Here is a 15522-nt window from a genome sequence, read left to right as displayed (position 1 = left end):
AATCCCGGCAATAAGCCCCATCTCGGGTGTCATGATCGCGTCCGCGTCCCACTTCCCGGCGTCGGGCGTGGCCGATCGTGAGGCCATGACATTGGTTGAGCTGTTGCCGAGCGTCGGCGCCTGTGCGGAGCCGCCGTTGGAAAAACATCTGTGGCCGGCCGGCACGAAGCTGCTGCCCCAGGGGGATCTGGAGATCGGCGGTGTTCCCCTGACCAGGCTGGCCGCCCGCTTCGGTACCCCCTTTCAGTTGCTCGACGAGACCGAGGTCCGCGCGCGGGCCCGCGCGTTCCGGCACGCCCTGCCCGAGGCCGAGGTGGTGTTCGCGGGCAAGTCGCTGCCGTGCGGCTCGGTGTTCCGCTGGCTTGCCGAGGAGGGCCTGTCGCTGGACGTGTGCTCGGCCGGTGAGCTGGCCGCGGCCCGCAAGGCCGGCTTCCCCGCCGACCGGATTGTCTTGCACGGCAACGTGAAGACCGCCGAGGACATCAAAGCCGCGCTGTCCTACGGCGTGGGCCGGATCGTGCTCGACTCGTTCGACGAGATCGCCCAGCTGGTCCCCGGGCAGCGGGTGCTGATCCGCGTCACGCCGGGCGTCGACGCGCACACCCACCCCGCCATCACGACCGGGGTCGAGGGCCAGAAGTTCGGCTTCTCCCTGGACGCGGTCCCCGAGGCGGTGCGGCGGGTCGAGGAAGCTGGGCTGCGGCTGGCGGGCCTGCACTGCCACCTCGGCTCGCAGATCACCTGCGTGTCGGTGTACGAGGAGGCCGTCCGCCGCGTGATCGGGCTCGGCCTGCCGATCGAACAGCTCGATCTCGGCGGCGGCTTCGCGGCGCCCTACGTCCCTGGCGAGCAGCCGTTCGACCTCACCGGTTTCGCGAACCGGGTGCACGCCGCGCTCGGCTACGAGTGCGAGCACAACCGGATTCCGGTGCCCCGCCTGATGATCGAGCCCGGGCGCGCGCTGGTCGCGAACGCCGGGGTCACGGTTTACCGGGTGGCCGCGGTCAAGCCCGGCTTCATTGCCGTGGACGGCGGGATGAGCGACAACCCGCGCCCCGCCCTGTACGGCGCCCGCTACACCGCCCGCCTCGTCGGCCGCCATTCACGCGCGCCGCGCCACACGGTCACCGTCGTCGGCCGGCATTGCGAAGCGGGCGACGTCCTCGCGCGCGACGTGCAGTTGCCCGATGACGTGCGCGCCGGCGATCTGCTCGCGGTGCCGGTCACCGGCGCGTACCACTACGCCCTTGCGTCCAACTACAACTTGGTCGGCCGCCCGCCGCTGGTCGGTGTCTGCGACGGAATCGTGCGGGAGCTCGTCCGCCGCGAAACCGAGGAGGACCTGCTGCGCCGCGACCTGATGCCGGCCTGAGCGGCCGCGAGGAACAGGTCGTTCTCCGCGGGTTCGCCGATGCTGACCCGGCACCCGTCGTCGTCGAACGGGCGGACGAGGAGCCCGGACTGCCGGCAGTCCGCCGCGAACTCCATCGTCCGGGCGCCCGTGGGCAGCCAGACGAAGTTCGCCTCGGTCTCCGGGACCGGCCAGCCTTGCGCGAGCAGCGCGTCGCGCACGCGCGTCCGTTCCGCGACGACCGCGTCGACCCGTTCGCGCATCGCATCCTGGCTGTGCAGCGACTCGATCGCGGCGAGCTGCGCGATTGACGACACCCCGAACGGCACCGCGCATTTGCGGATCGCCGCCGTGACCGGGGGATGCGCGATCGCGTAGCCGACCCGGAGCCCGGCCAGCCCGTACGCTTTCGAGAACGTCCGCAGCAGGCACAGATTCGGGTGTGCGGCAAGGAAGTCCAGTCCGTTGACGGCGTCGGGGTCGCGGACGAATTCGACGTAGGCCTCGTCCAGCACGACGAGCACGTCCTCGGGCACCCGCGCGAGCAGCGCCGCGAACTCGTCCCGCCGGACGGCGGGCCCGGTCGGATTGTTGGGCGAGCACACCAAAACCAGCGTGGTCCGCTCGGTCACCGCGTTGGTAAGCGCTTTCAGATCGAGCCGGGATTCCGCGTCGAGCGGTACCTCGACGACCGAAGCGCCCGCGATCCGCGTGGTGATCGGGTACGCCTCGAACGACCGCCACGGATACAGGACTTCGTCGCCCACCGAGGCGACCGACTGCACGATCTGCTGGAGCACACCGACGCTCCCGGTGCCGACCGCGATGAAATCCGTTGGCACGGAAAGGAATTCCGAGAGCTCTCCGGTCAGCTCGGTCGCGGCGAGATCCGGGTACCGGTGCAGCGTCGCCGCCGCGGCGGTCGCCCGCTCCAGCACGCCGGGCAGCGGTGGGAACGGATTTTCGTTACTGGACAGCTTCACCAGCCCCGCGGCGGATTGTCCGGGGACATAGGCCGGCACGTCGTCGAGCGCGGCACGGATACGCGGATACATGATCAGCTCCCGAAGAATTCCAGTGCGGCCTGTTTGAAGGCCCTGCTCGATACGGCGTTGAAGTGGTGGCGCTTGCCCAAGGACACGAATGGTTCGGGCGCGCCGGCCGCGAACTCGTCGTCATCCCCGGCGGCGAACAGCACCGGCACCGGTGCGGTGCCCTCGATCCGGCTCCCCGCCATTCCGTCGACGCAGGCGGAGAGATCCTCGCCGCCCAGCTTTTCCTGTACCAGCAGCAGGTCCTCGCGTGCGGCGGGCTTTGATCCGATCCCGCCCAGCACCATTCGCCGGACCCGCCCGAGTTTCGCCAGCTGCCACGCGACGATCCCGCCCATCGAATACGACACGACATCCACAGTGGACAATCCGGCGGCGTCGAGGACGGCGATCGCGTCCTGGGCGAGGCCGTCCGGCGAGTAGCCGGTGACGGGCTTGTCGCTCTGCCCGTGGCCACGCAGATCCATCGTCACGTAGCCGAGTTCGCCGAGTGCGCGCAGCCAGCCCGTGTCACCCCACGTGCGACGACTGTCGGACGCGAATCCGTGCAGCAGCAACACCGGCGCCGGGCCGGGTGCGTGCTCGTACCAGAGCTTCGTGCCGTCGGCGGCGGTGGCGAACATTCAGTCCTCCGGCAGGGACAGGCGGACCCGCCGGGACGGCTTCTTCTCCGCCGGCACCGTGCCGACGATACCGGCCTGGTCGTCGTCGACGGTGAACGTGACGAGCGGCTCGCCGACCGCCAGCTCCTCGTCGGCCTCGACATGCAGGCGGGTGACCCGGCCCGACTGCGGCGACGGCAGTTCCACCGCGGACTTGGTCGTCTCCACCTCTACCAGCGGCGTGTTGCGCTCGACCCAGTCGCCCTCGGCGACCAGCCACTCCAGCACCTTCGCGCCGATCAGGCCCTCACCGAGGTCGGGCAGGGGAACGGTCACTTCAGCCACGGCGATACTCCAAAGTGGTCTGGACGGCGGTCAGGATCCGGTCGATGCTCGGCAGGTACTCGTCTTCGAGCGCGCCCGACGGGTACGGCACGTCGAACCCGGTGACCCGCTGGACGGGTGCGCGCAACGTGTCGAAGCAACGTTCGGTGACCACAGTGGACACTTCGGCGCCGAGGCCCGCGGTGAGCGGCGCCTCGTGCACGACCACGGCGCGGCGGGTTCGCGAGACCGACTCGGCGAGCCCGTCGGCGTCGATCGGCTTGAGCCAGCGCAGGTCCAGCACCTCCAGTTCGACACCGTCCTCCGCGGCCAGTTCGGCGACCTGCAGGCAGCGCGAAACCATGGCGCCCCAGGCGATCAGCGTCGCATGCTTGCCGGGCCGCACAATGCGGCTCGTGCCCACCGGAAGCTGCTCGGCCGGCGCGTCCGGGTCGAAGGATTCCCGTTGCCAGTACCGGGATTTCGGTTCCATGAAGATCACCGGGTCCGGGTCGGCGATCGACTGGCGCAGCAGGTGGTAGCCCTCGGCCGGCGACGACGGCGAGACCACCTTGAGCCCGGGCACGTGCGCGAACAACGCCTCCATGCTCTCGCTGTGGTGCTCCGGCGCGCGGATACCGCCGAAACTGGGCAGCCGCAAGGTGATCGGCATGGGCAGCGTGCCGCGGCTGCGGTAGTGCATCCGCGCGACCTGGTTCACGATCTGGTCGACCGCGGGATAGCTGAACCCGTCGAACTGGATTTCCGGCACCGGCCGCCAGCCGGCCATCGCGAGCCCGACCGCCATGCCCATGATCCCGGACTCGGCGAGCGGCGTGTCGAACACGCGCTGCTCGCCGAATTTCGCCTGCAGGCCGTCGGTCACCCGGAACACGCCGCCGAGCCTGCCGACGTCCTCACCGAAGATCAGCACCCGGTCGTCGTCCTCGCACGCGTGCCGCAACGCGAGATTCAGGGCTTGCTGCAAGGAAAACTCAGACATCGGCCGACTCCTGCCAGGTGCGCTGCTGGTCGAGCAGAGCCTTCGTCGGCTCGCGGTAGACGAACGAGAACAGCTCCTCGCCGGGCCGGTCGCCCAGCGCGAGCACGCCTTCGCGGACCTCGCGGACGACCTCCGCGGCATGACGTTCGGCGTCGGCCACCACCTCGGGCGGCAGTTGGGCGGCCGCGCGGGCGACCGGATCCTTCTCCGCCCACGCCTGTTCCTCTTCGAGCGTGCGGTACCGGCCGGGATCGTCCGAAGTGGAGTGTGGCCCCATCCGGTAGGTCATCGCCTCGATCACCGTCGGCCCGCCGCCCGCGCGACCGCGCTCGACCGCTTCGCGAGTCGCCTCGACCACCGCGAGCACGTCGTTGCCGTCGACCTGGACGCCTTCCATCCCGTACCCAGCGGCGCGTGCGGCGACGGACCCGCCCGCGACCTGCCGTTCGGTGGGCACCGAGATCGCCCAGCCGTTGTTCTGGCAGAAGAACACCACCGGCAGCCGGTACACCGCGGCGAAGTTCATCGCCTCGTGCACGTCGCCCTGCGAGCTGGCGCCGTCACCGAAGTAGGTGATCGCGACCCCGCCGGTGTCGTCGAGCTTCGCGCCCATCGCCCAGCCGACCGCATGCGTCACCGTGCCGCCGACGACCGCGTTGAACGGCGCGAGCCGCGAGGCGGCCGGGTCGTACAGCCCGCCGTGCCAGGTGCCCAGGTGCGTGGCGAGGTAGCCGACCAGGTCGACCCCCATCGCCACGGCCACGCCCAGGTCACGGTAGTTGGGGAAGGCGAAGTCACGGGTCTTTTCGAGCGCCGCGGCGCTGCCCACCTGCGCCGCCTCCTGCCCCTTCGTCGGCGCGTAGCCGGGAAGCGCGCCCTGGCGCTGCAGGGCGATCGCCTCCTCGTCGATCCGGCGTGCCACCAGCATGAGGCGGTGCAGCTCGGTGAGATCCATACAGAAAGACTGCTGGGAAGCCGATGCGGCTGGCAAGAGTGCTCGATTTCGCTGGCCAATCTGCCCAATCTGGCCAGTGATCGGTAGCAATGACTGGACAAGTTGCCAGAATCAACTACGGCGCAACTTGCTCCAGAACTTGCCCCGTTAAGCTGTACGCAAATCAACTACAGCGCAACTTTCTTGATGAGGTGGCAGAACGCGTGTCCGAGACCACGCCGAACGTGCCCGACCGGCCAGTGCTGGACGGTCTGGATGCCAAGTGGGCGGACCAGTGGGAGCAGACCGGTGTCTACCGGTTCCGCGCTCCTGGTACGCGAGCCGCGGTGTTCTCCATTGACACACCGCCGCCGACCGTCAGCGGTTCCCTGCACGTAGGCCACGTCTTCTCCTACACGCACACCGACATCGTCGCCCGTTTCCAGCGGATGCGCGGCAAGCAGGTGTTCTACCCGATGGGCTGGGACGACAACGGCCTGCCCACCGAGCGCCGGGTGCAGAACTACTACGGCGTCCGCTGCGAGCCGTCGCTGCCCTACGACCCGGACTTCGTCGCGCCGGAGCCGATGGTGAAGAAGGGCGAGCGACCGGTCCAGAACCTGTCGCGCCGCAACTTCATCGAGCTGTGCGAGCTGCTGACCGCCGAGGACGAGAAGGCCTTCGAGCAGACCTGGAAGCGGCTCGGCCTGTCGGTGGACTGGTCGCGCACGTACACCACGATCGGGCAGCATGCCCAGCGCGTGTCGCAGCGCGCCTTCCTGCGGCTGCTCGGTCGCGGCGAGGCGTACCAGGCCGAGGCGCCGACGCTGTGGGATGTCGGGTTCCGCACCGCCGTCGCGCAGGCCGAGCTGGAGGACCGCGAGTTCGCCGGCGCCTGGCACCGGATCGCGTTCCACAAGCCCGGCGGCGAGCCGGTGTACATCGAGACCACCCGGCCGGAGCTGTTGCCGGCGTGTGTCGCGCTGATCGCGCACCCGGACGACGAGCGTTACCAGGACCTGTTCGGTTCCACCGTGACCTCGCCGGTGTTCGGGGTCGAGGTGCCGGTGGTCGCGCATCCGGCCGCCGAGATGGACCGCGGCGCCGGGATCGCGATGTGCTGCACCTTCGGTGACCTGACCGACGTGCAGTGGTGGCGTGAGCTGAAGCTGCCGACGCGCACGATCATCGGCCGCGACGGCCGGATCCTCGCCGACGCGCCTGCGGGGCTGGACGGCGAGGCGGGCCGCAAGGCGTACGCGGAGCTGGTCGGCGCGACCGTGCACACCGCCCGCGAACGGGTCGTCGTCATGCTGCGCGAGTCCGGCGATCTCGACGGCGAGCCGAAGAAGACCGTGCGCCCGGTCAAGTTCTACGAAAAGGGCGACAAGCCGCTGGAGATCGTGTCCAGCCGGCAGTGGTTCATCAAGTCGATCGAGCACCAGGACGTCATGCTGGAGCGTGGCGCCGAGCTGCAGTGGCACCCGGCGTACATGAAGGCCCGCTACGACGACTGGGTGCGCGGTCTCAACGGTGACTGGCTGGTCAGCCGCCAGCGGTTCTTCGGCGTGCCGTTCCCGCTGTGGTACCCGGTGGACTCCTCCGGCGAGCCGGACTACTCCGCGCCGATCCTGCCGGGCGAGGACATCCTGCCGATCGACCCGTCGTCGGACACCCCGCCCGGGTACACCGCCGAGCAGCGCAACCAGCCCGGCGGCTTCACCGGCGACCCGGACATCATGGACACCTGGGCCACGTCCTCGCTCACGCCGCAGATCGCGTGCGGCTGGGAGGAGGACGAGGAGTTGTTCGCGCAGACGTTCCCGATGGACCTGCGCCCGCAGGCGCACGACATCATCCGCACCTGGCTGTTCGCGACCGTGCTGCGCGCGCAGCTGGAGAACGGCTCGCTGCCCTGGTACCACGCGGCGCTGTCAGGCTGGATCCTCGACCCGGACCGCAAGAAGATGAGCAAGTCCAAGGGCAACGTCGTCACCCCGGTGGGGCTCTTGGAGGAGTTCAGCCCGGACGCGGTCCGGTACTGGGCCGCGAACGGCCGTCCCGGCACGGACACGGCGTTCGACCAGGGGCAGATGAAGATCGGCCGCCGGCTGGCGACGAAGTTGTTGAACGCCAGCAAGTTCGCGCTGAGCTTCCCGGAGCCGTCCGCGGACGCGCGGATCACCGAAGCGCTCGACGAGGCGATGCTGTCCGCTTTGGACGATGTCATCCGGACCGCGACCGAGGCGCTGGAGGCGTTCGAGTACACCACCGCGCTCGAGCGGATCGAGCGGTTCTTCTGGTTCTTCTGCGACGACTACCTGGAGCTGATCAAGCAGCGGGCGTACGACGAGGAGGGCGGCGCGGCGACGCAGTCGGCCCGGCTCGCGTTGCGGAAAGCGCTTTCCTCCTTGCAGCGGTTGTTCGCGCCGTTCGTGCCGTACAGCACGGAAGAGGCGTGGTCGTGGTGGCACGACTCGTCGGTGCACACCGCGAACTGGCCGGTGCCGGCGGGCGTCGACTCCGACGCGGACGTGATCACCTTGGCCAGCACCGCGATCAGCGCGATCCGCAAGGCGAAGAGCGACGCGAAGCGCTCGATGCGCTCCCCGGTCGAGACGGTGCGGATCGCCGGCCCGGCCGGCCAGGTCGAGACACTCACCTCGATCGGCGGCGACCTCCGCGCGGCCGGCAACGTCGAGGCGCTGGAGTTCTCACCGGACGGCGAGGAACTGCGCATCGAGGTCCAGCTCGCGGAGGTGTGACCGCGGGGACGCGGCTGGTGTGCTGACAGCGCTTTCAGCGCACCAGCCCGTGGCGGAATGCGAGTGCGACGGCGTTCGCGCGGGTGCGGGCGCCGAGCTTGCGCCTGGCGGAGTCCATTATGGACCGGCCGCCGCTCGTGGTGAGGTCTAGGCGCTGGGCGGTGTCCTCGATCGTCATCCCGGCCGCGGCGCAGGTCAGCACCTCGATCTCGATCGGGGTCAGGCGCGGGCCGAGCGCCTGGCTGATCTCCGTCGCGAGCGCGAGCAACTGCACCGGCGTCGTGGCCGCGCAGTTGAGGACACCGCGGATGCCCGCCGGAAGCGCTGCCGGCGGCTCTTCGAACGGGCAGCTGACCAGAAACGCGCCACTGACCACAGTGGACAGCCGGTCGATCAGGACGATATCCGCGTCCGCCGCCGAACCCGCCCAGCGCAAGGAAGAATCGGATGCCGCGAGCGAGCGCGCGAACAGCTCGTGATGGGCGTGGTCACCGAGGTAACTCACTCCGAGTGCGATCACCGCGCGGACTCTAACGGCCGGACGACCCTTGTTGATCATGTACGAGCCGTCCGGGTGACCCTCAAACGGGTCTGAAGTGGACAGTCGCTCCGCGGGTCCCCGGTTCCCGCCGCGCGAGTTCCGCATTCCCGGTTGCCGGGCGAGCCATTACCCTGATCCGGTGAGCACCGAGTTGATCCTGCTGTCCCGCGTGGCGTTTCGCGGTCAGGAGATCACCGGTCCGCGCCTGCGGAACCTGCTCGCGCTACTGGCCGCCGACCTGCACACGGGCTGCGGCACGGCCCGCCTCGTGGACGGGCTGTGGCCGGACGAGAAGCCCGAGAACCCGGCCAAGGCGCTGCAGATCCTCATCTCCCGGGTCCGCGCCCAGCTCGGCCCGGACATCATCGTCCGCACCCCGGCCGGGTACCGGCTGTCCCTCACCGACGACCAGGTCGACGCCGCCGCGGTCCTGCGGTACGCGTCGGCCGCCTCCCAAGAACAGGACCCCGCCGCGGCCTTGCGCCAGGCCGAAACCGGCCTCGCGCTGTGGGAAGGCGGGGTCGAGACCGGTGACGACCCGCTCGCCGAGCTGCGCGCGGAACGCGCCTCGGCGCACCAGACCCTGAGGCGGGCCCGCGCGCTCGCCCTGGCTCGCCTCGGTCGGCACGCCGAGGCCGTCGACGCGCTGACCGAGGTCTTCCGCGACCGCCCGCGTGACGAGGAGGTGCTGCTCGAACTCCTTCGCAGCGAGGCGGCGACCGCGGGCGATTCCGCCGCGCTGGCCAGATACGAGCAGTACCGCCGCGCGCTGCGTGACGAGCTCGGCACCGATCCGGGTCCCGACCTGCAAACCCTCCACCAGCGGTTGCTGCAACCCTCGGTCCGGCACGGCATCCAGCACGAGCCCAACCCGCTCCTCGGCCGCGAAGACGACGTCGCCGCGGTCCTCGGCCTGCTGCGCGCGGCGCGGGTCGTGTCGGTCGTCGGACCCGGCGGCCTCGGCAAGACCCGGCTCGCGCACGCGGTCGCCCGGGAGGCCGACCAACGCGTCGTGCATTTCGTTGCCCTCGCCGGAGTTTCGCGCGACGAGGACGTCGCGGGCGAGGTCGCGTCGGTGCTCGGCGTCGGTGAAACCCGGCTGGTCACGGCGGGCGTCGTCGCCGGGATCGCGCAGGTCGCCGGCCCCGCGCTGCTGGTGCTCGACAACTGCGAGCACGTCGTCACCGGCGTCGCGGATCTCGTGCGCGCGCTCGTGTCCATGACCCGCGACCTGCGGATACTGACCACGACCCGGGCCCCGCTGGGGCTTTCCTCGGAATCCGGGTACCTCCTGCCGGAGCTGGACCTGCCGACGTCGGTCGAGCTGTTCACGCAGCGCGCCCGTGCCGCGCGGCCGGGTGCGGACCTTCCCTCGGACACCGTCGAGGAGCTTTGCCGCCATCTCGACGGCCTACCGCTCGCGGTCGAACTGGCCGCCGCGCGGGTCCGGACGATGTCGATCGCCGAGATCGGCCGCCGGCTCAACGACCGCTTCGCCTTGTTGCGCGGCGGCGCGCGCGACGCCCCCGAACGACATCGCACGCTGCAAGCCGTCGTCGAGTGGAGCTGGCACCTCCTCGACCCGAGCGGGCGCGACGCGATGCGCGCGCTGTCGGTGTTCCCCGACGGGTTCACCGCCGACGCCGCGCTGCGTGTCGGCGCGAGTGTGGACGAACTGGTCGACCAGTCGCTGCTGAAGGTCGTGGAAACGCCGACGGGCACTCGCTTCCGGATGCTCGAAACCGTGCGCGAGTTCAGCGCCGCCCAGCGCACGGACGACCGGGCCATCGACGATTTCCTCGGCTGGGCAAGGGAATTCGGGCTCGCGCACTACGACGGCCCGCTCGGCCCCGACCCCGGGGCGACGACCGGATTGATCCGTGCCGAGCAGGACAACCTCGTGCAGGCACTGCGGTACGCGCTCGATCGGGAAGACGGTGACACGGTCGCCGCCGTCGTCGCGGTGATCGTCGTGCTGTGGACGTTCGAGACGAACTACCTGCGGATGATGACGTTCCTCGGGGGCGTCGGTCACGTCCTGTCGCACTACCGTCCGGCGCCCGAATTCGTCGAGGTCACGCGGACGGCGGCGGCCCTGTGCACCGCGTACGCGTTCACCCTGCACGGCCCGCGTGCGATGCGCACGCTGCTGGTCCTGCACAAGCTTCCGCCCGCGCCACCGGACACGCTGATCCGGGCCGCGGCCGCCGCGCTCATCCGGATCGACCGGCTGGCCGAACTGTGCGACAGCCCGGAACCCCTGCTCGCGGGCTACGCGAACGCGGTGTTCAGTTATCTGCTGGAGAACACCGGCGACCTGCCGGGTGCACGCGTCGCGGCCCAGCGGACGTTCGAGGTCTTCGACACGGCCGAGTACCCCTGGATGCGGATCATCGCGCTGTTCCGGCTCGGCGAGATCCACATGCACCTCGGTGAGGGCGCGGAAGCGTTGCCGTACCTGCGAAAGGCCTGGGATCTGCAGGTTGAGCTGGGCGTGTGGGTGGACGAACCGGGCTTCCGGTGGTCGATGGCGCTGGTGTCCCTGCAGGCCGGTTCGGTCGCCGACGCGGAGCGCTGGTTCGACGGCGCGCCGCCCGGTATCACCGACGAGCGGTTCGCCTACCACTCTTTCGACCTCGCTGTCCGGGCCGAGCTGGCACTCGCGCGCGGTGAGATCGACTCCGGACTCGCGTCGTGGCGGCGGGCGCTGGCCGCGACCAGGGTGGAGGTGCCGGTCGAGCAGGCCGAGCCGGGCCGGACGCCGTGGGAGTTGGAGGTCAAGTCCGTGATGGTGGTCGCGCACGCGCGGCTGGGCCGGCTCGATCTCGTCGAGGACGTCGTGCGCGACCTGCCAGGCGAGTTGTCGTCGTTGCTCAGTGGTCTGGACCTCGCCCAGCCGTCGTACCTGACCGGATTTCCCCTGTGCGGCGCGCTTTTCCTGGCGCTCGGCATGGCGGACCTCGCGCTCGACCGGACCGCCCCGGGCGCGCGGCTCATCGCGCTGGCCGAACGGCTGCGCTACCTGCGCCAGTTCCAGCCGACGATGTCGCTGGTGCGGGCCCGAGAGGCCGCCGAACAAGCCGACAAACCGGCGTACGACGACGCGGTGTCGTCGTACGCCGGCCTCGGTGCGGCGGAACTTCACGCCGTCGCGCTGGCTACCGTGCGGGATCGCGGTTGAACAACTTCATCGCCCAGAGGTAGCCGAATACCGCGATCGCCACGGCCCAGCCGACGGCCATGATCGCGCTGTTGCCGATCGGCGTGCCGAGCAGCAGGCCCCGGATGGTTTCGATGAACGGCGTGAACGGCTGGTACTCGGCGAACTGGCGCAACCCGTCCGGCATCGAATCGGTCGGCACGAACCCGCTGCCGAGGAACGGCAGGAAGGTCAGCGGCATCGGCATGTTGCTGGCGCTTTCCACCGTCTTGGCCACCAGGCCGAGCGCGACCGAGAGCCAGGTGAGCGCGAACGTGATCAGCACGATCACGCCGATCGCCGCCAGCCATTCGAGCGGGGACGCGGTGGGCCGGAAGCCGATCAGCAGTGCCACCGCGAGCAGCACGACCAGGCTGATCAGCGTCTGGATCGTGCTGCCGACCACGTGCCCGGTCAGCACCGAGCCGCGCGAGATGGCCATCGTGCGGAAGCGGGCGATGATCCCCTCGGTCATGTCCATCGCGACGGAGACCGCGGTGCCGGTCGCCGCGAGGCCGATGGACATCAGCATGATCCCCGGCACCACGTAGTCGACGTAGGCACCGCGGCCGCCGGATCCGCCGAGGCCGTTGCCGAGCGTGCCGCCGAAGACGTACACGAACAGCAGCAGGAAGAGCACCGGCATGCCCGCGAGTTGGACGGTCATGCTCGGGTAGCGGAGCATGCGCTTGAGGTTCCGGCGCAGCATCGTCGCCGAATCGGTCAGTGCGTACGTCATGATGTCGGCACCTTCGAAGTTCCGGTGAGGGCAAGGAAAACGTCGTCGAGATCGGGTGTGTGCACGGACAGCTCCTCGACCTCGATCGAGGCCGCGTCGAGCCGGTCGAGCAGCACGCGCAGCGCCTTCACCCCGCCGTCGCCGGGAATCTGCAGCGTGAGCGCCTCGTCGTCGCGCTGGCCGCCGAGTTCGCGAACGGCCTTGGCGAGCTCGTGCGCGTCGGTGAAGCGCAGTGCGATGTGGCCGCCGGGGATCTGCCCCTTCAGCTCGGCCGGCGTGCCCTCGGCGACGATCTTTCCGTTGTCCAGCACGGCGATCCGGTTGGCCAGCTCGTCGGCCTCGTCGAGGTACTGGGTGGTGAGGAAGATGGTCACGCCGCGGTTCACCAGGTCGCGGATGATCTGCCACATCGTGCGGCGGCTGCGTGGATCGAGGCCGGTGGTCGGTTCGTCGAGGAAGATGATCCGTGGTTCGCCGATGAGGCTCATCGCGAGGTCGAGCCGCCGTTTCATGCCACCGGAGTAGGTGGCGGCGGTCTTGCGGGCGGCCTCGACGAGGTCGAACTGCTCCAGGAGTCCGGCCGCGCGCTGCTTGCCCGTCCGGCGGCCGAGATGGTGCAGATCGGCCATCAGGAGGAGGTTCTCCTCGCCGGTGAGCAACCCGTCGACGGCGGAGAACTGCCCCGTGACCCCGATCGCCGCGCGGACGCCGTCGGGCTCGGTGGCCGGATCGTGGCCCCCGACCCGGACCCGGCCCCCGTCGGATCCGATGAGCGTGGACAGGATGTGCACGGTGGTGGTTTTGCCGGCCCCGTTCGGCCCGAGCAGTGAGAAGATCGTCCCCTGGGGAACCTGCAGATCGATGCCGTCGAGCACCACGTGATCCCCGAACGCCTTCCTGAGCCCGGCCGCCTCGATGGCTGGTCCGTTCGCTGTGGATGACATGCCCCGAAGCCTGGCGGGCCCCGCCTTCGCCACGGTTTCACGGCGGTTTCAGGCGGTATCGTGCCTGGTGTGGGGCATAAAGGGATTCGTGACGGCGGCCCGGCCCGGACGCCCGGTTTCCGGCCGGAAGACGTCGTCGGCCTGCCCATCCGGCGAGCGCTGATCGACCTGAGCCACCAGGGTTTCGACGCCGAGATCGTGGACGGCCGCGAGCACCAGCCGAGGACTCTCACCTGGATCAGCAGTCGCGTGCACCTGGTCGTCGACGACGGTGTGGTCGTCCAGGTGTTCAGGGGTTGAGCGGCCGGTCCGCCCACGCAACCGGGACCGGTCCCGTGCCGGTGGCCCTACCTTCGGGGCCATGACGACTCCTGGTGGGAAGGCGCACCGGCCGCGGGGACGTGGCCGTGGCTGGCTGTTCTCCTTCGGCGCGATGCTGTCGTGGGAGGCCGCGTTCCTGATCTTCGGCGCCATCGCGTTCGGCCCGCCGGACGGGGACGCATTGTACTTCACCGTCGGCCCGCAGCTGGCCGTCGTCCTGCTGATCGGGACGCCCATCACGTACCTCATCGCCTGGCGCCGCAGCCGGCCGTTCTACCAGGTGTTGTTGTGGGCGCTGCCGGTGTTCCTGGTTCTGCTGGGAGTCGCGCAGACCCGTTGACCCCTACTGGTGACAGGTCGCGCCGCGGATCGCTTTCGGGGGCGCGGTCCAGACCTGGTTGCTGTCGGTGGCCTGGAGTTCGAAGCAGTACTTGCGCACCGGGTCGATCGGGACGGTCAGGCTGTGGTTCCGTTGCGCGAGCAGTGTTCGGTTGGGCTCACCCTCGCCGGCCACGATCACGGCGTAGTCGAGCACCTGCTCGCCCTCGACGGTCCAGCTCAGCTGCGCCTGGTTGCCGAGGTCGACCGGGTCGGCCAGGTTCAGCCGCACGGGTGCCGCGGCGGACGACGGCGTTTCCTGCGCCGGGGGCGGCGGCAGCCGGGGCGTGGTGTGCAACTCGCCGGAACCCTGCTGTGCCAACAGGACGGCGGCCCCGACGAGTCCCGCCGCCACGACGGCCGCTCCGGCGAGGAAGTACGGGCGCCGTGACCGCGTCGGCCGCTGGACCGGATCATCAGCGGGCACAACGAAATCGTCGAACTCGGGGGCGACCGGCGCGGCACCGGAAATACTCGGCGACGGGTCGGCCGGCAGCATCCCGGCCAGTTGTTCCGCCACCCAGGCGGCGCCGGACGGGCGGTTCGCGGCGTCCGGCGCGAGCAGCCTGGCCACCACTGTGGACAGTCCAATGGGGACGTCGGCGCGGTTGATCGCCGGCACGGGACTGCGCAACACGCGGAGCACCCGCTCGCCCGGTTGCTCGCCGAGCTTGCCGGGGTGCGGTGAGCTGCCGGTGAGCGCGTAGTGCAGCACGGCGCCCAGCCCGTACAGATCCGTGCGCTCGTCGACGATCCCGGTGCGAAGCGTTTCCGGCGGTACGCATTCGATGGCGTGCAACGGATCGCGCGGGAACGCCTCCCGGAGCGGGACGCCGAAGTCGGCGAGCACGGGTTCGCCGGACGCGTGGAACAGCACATTGTCCGGACTGATGCCGCCATGCAGGATCCTGGCTTCGTGCGCCGCCGAAAGCGCGAGGGCGAGCGCGTAGCCCAGCACCACCACATCCTCGGGCGGCAGCGCGCCGACCTGTTCGACGAGCCCGGTCAGGGACTGCGCGTACCGCGTCATCCGCAGCGCGTGCCGCCCGTCGCCGGTCTGCTCGACGGCTTCGGCGGGCAGGATCGGCGCCGACGCGGCCAGGGCGCGTAGCTGCTGCTGCTCGCGCTCGACGGCCGCGAGCGTCTTCCGGTCGAGCTTCGCGGGAAACACCTTGAGTATCACGGGTTTGCCGTCGCGGAGTACGGAGTAGACGGTCGCCACCGGTCCATGTGCGACCGGCTCGCCGGAGATCGTCACCTTCGCCCCCGTGTCCGCTAGCTGCCGAACGTGTTCCTCGACCGCGCTCATGCTGCGATCGTAATTCCGGCGCCCGGTTCGCGGGCCGGTGTAGGCAGCTTGTTGCCGTCG

Annotated in this window: 14 protein-coding genes; 5 read left to right on the top strand and 9 right to left on the bottom strand. The window is 70.1% G+C overall.

Translation table 11 applies throughout. From position 1 onward, the window contains the following. Window positions 1–85: 85 nt before the first annotated feature. A complete protein-coding gene (gene lysA, locus LOZ83_RS37380; RefSeq protein WP_236796609.1) occupies window positions 86–1372 on the top strand; it encodes a diaminopimelate decarboxylase in 1287 nt (428 codons plus the stop codon). Here the strand turns inward: lysA and hisC are convergent. From hisC to LOZ83_RS37355, 5 genes are read right to left on the bottom strand one after another with little or no spacing between them, the layout of a single operon-like run. Then, a complete protein-coding gene (gene hisC, locus LOZ83_RS37375; RefSeq protein WP_236796608.1) occupies window positions 1258–2406 on the bottom strand; it encodes a histidinol-phosphate transaminase in 1149 nt (382 codons plus the stop codon). The two genes, lysA and hisC, sit on opposite strands and share 115 nt — an antisense overlap. Before the next feature lie 2 nt (window positions 2407–2408). Continuing rightward, window positions 2409–3026 carry an alpha/beta fold hydrolase gene (locus tag LOZ83_RS37370; RefSeq protein ID WP_236796607.1) on the bottom strand — a complete coding sequence of 206 codons (618 nt, stop codon included), beginning with the start codon at window positions 3024–3026 and terminating at the stop codon, window positions 2409–2411. Further along, entirely contained in the window at window positions 3027–3350 is a 324-nt protein-coding gene (locus LOZ83_RS37365; RefSeq protein WP_236796606.1) for a biotin/lipoyl-containing protein, read from the bottom strand. Beyond that, window positions 3343–4332, bottom strand: a complete 990-nt coding sequence (locus LOZ83_RS37360; protein WP_236796605.1) for an alpha-ketoacid dehydrogenase subunit beta — start codon at window positions 4330–4332, stop codon at window positions 3343–3345. The genes LOZ83_RS37365 and LOZ83_RS37360 overlap by 8 nt, the downstream gene beginning before the upstream one ends. After that, window positions 4325–5287, bottom strand: a complete 963-nt coding sequence (locus LOZ83_RS37355) for a thiamine pyrophosphate-dependent enzyme (RefSeq protein ID WP_236796604.1) — start codon at window positions 5285–5287, stop codon at window positions 4325–4327. Before LOZ83_RS37355 ends, LOZ83_RS37360 begins: the two co-directional genes overlap by 8 nt. A 203-nt stretch (window positions 5288–5490) precedes the next feature. Here LOZ83_RS37355 and valS point away from each other — a divergent pair, with 203 nt between their 5' ends. Then, complete coding sequence (gene valS / locus LOZ83_RS37350; RefSeq protein WP_236796603.1) at window positions 5491–8031, top strand: valine--tRNA ligase; 2541 nt, start codon at window positions 5491–5493, stop codon at window positions 8029–8031. A 34-nt stretch (window positions 8032–8065) separates the two neighbouring features. Here the strand turns inward: valS and LOZ83_RS37345 are convergent, their stop codons facing one another. After that, on the bottom strand, window positions 8066–8551 hold the full coding sequence (locus LOZ83_RS37345; protein WP_236796602.1) for a LuxR C-terminal-related transcriptional regulator: 486 nt from the start codon (window positions 8549–8551) through the stop codon (window positions 8066–8068). A gap of 160 nt (window positions 8552–8711) precedes the next feature. Between LOZ83_RS37345 and LOZ83_RS37340 the strand changes: the two genes are divergently transcribed. After that, window positions 8712–11753: a BTAD domain-containing putative transcriptional regulator gene (locus LOZ83_RS37340; protein ID WP_236796601.1), complete on the top strand. Its 3042-nt coding sequence runs from the start codon at window positions 8712–8714 to the stop codon at window positions 11751–11753. On the opposite strand, the gene LOZ83_RS37335 is transcribed toward LOZ83_RS37340, so the two are convergent. Beyond that, entirely contained in the window at window positions 11731–12510 is a 780-nt protein-coding gene (locus tag LOZ83_RS37335; RefSeq protein WP_236796600.1) for an ABC transporter permease, read from the bottom strand. The two genes, LOZ83_RS37340 and LOZ83_RS37335, sit on opposite strands and share 23 nt — an antisense overlap. After that, complete coding sequence (locus tag LOZ83_RS37330; RefSeq protein ID WP_236796599.1) at window positions 12507–13454, bottom strand: ATP-binding cassette domain-containing protein; 948 nt, start codon at window positions 13452–13454, stop codon at window positions 12507–12509. The genes LOZ83_RS37335 and LOZ83_RS37330 overlap by 4 nt, the downstream gene beginning before the upstream one ends. Before the next feature lie 69 nt (window positions 13455–13523). On the opposite strand from LOZ83_RS37330, the gene LOZ83_RS37325 reads away from it, so the two are divergent. Both LOZ83_RS37325 and LOZ83_RS37320 read left to right on the top strand, forming a co-directional pair. Next, window positions 13524–13754, top strand: coding sequence for a hypothetical protein (locus tag LOZ83_RS37325; RefSeq protein WP_236796598.1), 231 nt, complete (start codon window positions 13524–13526; stop codon window positions 13752–13754). A 61-nt stretch (window positions 13755–13815) separates the two neighbouring features. Beyond that, window positions 13816–14115 (top strand): hypothetical protein, encoded by a 300-nt coding sequence (locus tag LOZ83_RS37320; RefSeq protein ID WP_236796597.1) that lies wholly within the window; start codon window positions 13816–13818, stop codon window positions 14113–14115. A gap of 3 nt (window positions 14116–14118) precedes the next feature. Here the strand turns inward: LOZ83_RS37320 and LOZ83_RS37315 are convergent, their stop codons facing one another. Continuing rightward, window positions 14119–15462 carry a protein kinase gene (locus tag LOZ83_RS37315; protein WP_236796596.1) on the bottom strand — a complete coding sequence of 448 codons (1344 nt, stop codon included), beginning with the start codon at window positions 15460–15462 and terminating at the stop codon, window positions 14119–14121. Between the last annotated feature and the right edge of the window lie 60 nt (window positions 15463–15522).

The organism is Amycolatopsis sp. GM8, from assembly GCF_021653975.1.
Classification (GTDB): domain Bacteria; phylum Actinomycetota; class Actinomycetes; order Mycobacteriales; family Pseudonocardiaceae; genus Amycolatopsis_E.
Note: the sequence above shows the minus strand (reverse complement) of the source record. Positions and strands in the feature narration are given on the sequence as shown.